Raw genomic sequence first — 2,677 nt, forward strand, 5'->3', positions numbered from 1 at the left:
GAACCAGTACCGTGAGGGAAAGGTGAAAAGCACCCCGACGAGGGGAGTGAAACAGTACCTGAAACCGAACGCCTACAATCAGTTGGAGCATCCTTGCGATGTGACAGCGTACCTTTTGTATAATGGGTCATCGACTTGGTCTCACGAGCAAGCTTAAGCCGTTAGGTGTAGGCGCAGCGAAAGCGAGTCTTAATAGGGCGTCGAGTTCGTGGGATCAGACCCGAAACCGAGTGATCTAGGCATGGCCAGGTTGAAGATAAGGTAACACTTATTGGAGGACCGAACCCACATCTGTTGAAAAAGATCGGGATGAGCTGTGCCTAGGGGTGAAAGGCCAATCAAACTCGGAGATAGCTGGTTCTCTGCGAAATCTATTTAGGTAGAGCGTCATCCGAATACCCTCGGGGGTAGAGCACTGGATGGGTAATGGGGCCCCACAGGCTTACTGATCCTAACCAAACTCCGAATACCGAGGAGTACTGGATGGCAGACACACGGCGAATGCTAACGTCCGTCGTGGAGAGGGAAACAACCCTGACCTCCGGCTAAGGCCCCTAATTCATGGCTAAGTGGGAAAGCAGGTGAGACGACCAAAACAACCAGGAGGTTGGCTTAGAAGCAGCCATCCTTTAAAGATAGCGTAACAGCTCACTGGTCTAAATAAGTTGTCTTGCGGCGAAGATGTAACGGGGCTCAAGCCATGAGCCGAAGCCGAGGATGCATTTATTGCATGGTAGCAGAGCGTAGTGTGACATAGTTCCATGTGTCCTTATCGTCCCTCGGGACGTATTGGACACAAGGAGCTTTCTGTGAAGCCGGCGCGTGAGCGATCCGGTGGAGAGATCACTAGTGAGAATGATGACATGAGTAGCGACAAAGAGTGTGAGAGACACTCTCGCCGAAAGTCCAAGGGTTCCTGCTTAAAGCTAATCTGAGCAGGGTAAGCCGACCCCTAAGGCGAGGCCGAAAGGCGTAGTCGATGGGAACCAGGTTAATATTCCTGGGCCAGATGGAAGTGACGGATCGCAGGGGTAGTTCATCCTTATCGGATTGGATGGGCTGCTGAGCGGTCCCTGGAAATAGCTCCATCATCAGATCGTACCCTAAACCGACACAGGTGGACAGGTAGAGAATACCAAGGCGCTTGAGAGAACTATGTTGAAGGAACTCGGCAAAATACCTCCGTAAGTTCGCGAGAAGGAGGCCCGGTTCCTAGGCAACTAGGGGCTGGGGGCACAAACCAGGGGGTGGCGACTGTTTATTAAAAACACAGGGCTCTGCGAAGTCGCAAGACGACGTATAGGGTCTGACGCCTGCCCGGTGCCTGAAGGTTAAAAGGAGGAGTGAGAGCTCTGAATTGAAGCCCAGGTAAACGGCGGCCGTAACTATAACGGTCCTAAGGTAGCGAAATTCCTTGTCGGGTAAGTTCCGACCTGCACGAATGGCGTAACGACTTCCCCGCTGTCTCCAACATAGACTCAGCGAAATTGAATTACCGGTCAAGATGCCGGTTACCCGCGGTTAGACGGAAAGACCCCGTGCACCTTTACTACAGCTTCACACTGGCATTAGGCCGAACATGTGCAGGATAGGTGGTGGGCTTTGAAACCGAGACGCCAGTCTCGGTGGAGCCTCCCTTGAGATACCACCCTTGTTCTGCTTGATGTCTAACCGCGGACCGTTATCCGGTTCCGGGACCCTGTGTGGCGGGTAGTTTGACTGGGGCGGTCGCCTCCTAAATCGTAACGGAGGCGCGCGAAGGTTGGCTCAGAGCGGTCGGAAATCGCTCGTTGAGTGCAATGGCAGAAGCCAGCCTGACTGCGAGACTGACAAGTCGAGCAGAGTCGAAAGACGGCCATAGTGATCCGGTGGTCCCAAGTGGGAGGGCCATCGCTCAACGGATAAAAGGTACGCCGGGGATAACAGGCTGATACTGCCCAAGAGTCCATATCGACGGCAGTGTTTGGCACCTCGATGTCGGCTCATCTCATCCTGGGGCTGGAGCAGGTCCCAAGGGTACGGCTGTTCGCCGTTTAAAGAGGTACGTGAGCTGGGTTTAGAACGTCGTGAGACAGTTCGGTCCCTATCTTCCGTGGGTGTAGGATACTTGAGAGGAGTTGCCCCTAGTACGAGAGGACCGGGGTGAACGATCCACTGGTGGACCAGTTGTAATGCCAATTGCAGTGCTGGGTAGCTATGATCGGACAGGATAACCGCTGAAGGCATCTAAGCGGGAAGCCCCCCTCAAAACAAGGTATCCCTGAGAGCCGTGGTAGACCACCACGTCGATAGGCCAGAGATGTAAGCGTAGTAATACGTTCAGTTGACTGGTACTAATTGCTCGATAGGCTTGATTTGATCCAGTAGAAGCAAGACTGCTTACTGATCAAAAGCATACACATACAATCAGTCGTACATGACTTGGACAAACACGCTTTGCGCTCCAATGGAGACGGAGCGGGAACGGGCATCCTTCGGATACCCCGCCTCCCGCCGCCGTTCTCCTGCGCAGAGCGCTACTAGGAATTTATTCGGTTTGGTGATCATAGCGCGAGCAAAACACCTGGTCCCATCCCGAACCCAGCCGTTAAGTGCCGTAGCGCCGATGGTACTGCGTCTTAAGACGTGGGAGAGTAGGTCATCGCCAAACCTAATAAGTTCCTAGACTACAGTATCT

At 53.4% G+C, this 2,677-nt stretch carries 2 rRNA genes; both read left to right on the forward strand.

The annotated features are described in order from the left end of the window. A 23S ribosomal RNA gene (locus ACGYK4_RS17225) occupies positions 1–2,358 on the forward strand; the annotation flags it as partial. Between the two features lie 177 nt (positions 2,359–2,535). Further along, positions 2,536–2,650: ribosomal RNA gene (rrf, locus tag ACGYK4_RS17230) — 5S ribosomal RNA — on the forward strand. The last annotated feature ends 27 nt before the right edge of the window (positions 2,651–2,677 follow it).

The sequence above is a fragment of the Sulfitobacter sp. 1A13368 genome (assembly GCF_043557275.1).
Taxonomy (GTDB): domain Bacteria; phylum Pseudomonadota; class Alphaproteobacteria; order Rhodobacterales; family Rhodobacteraceae; genus Sulfitobacter; species Sulfitobacter faviae.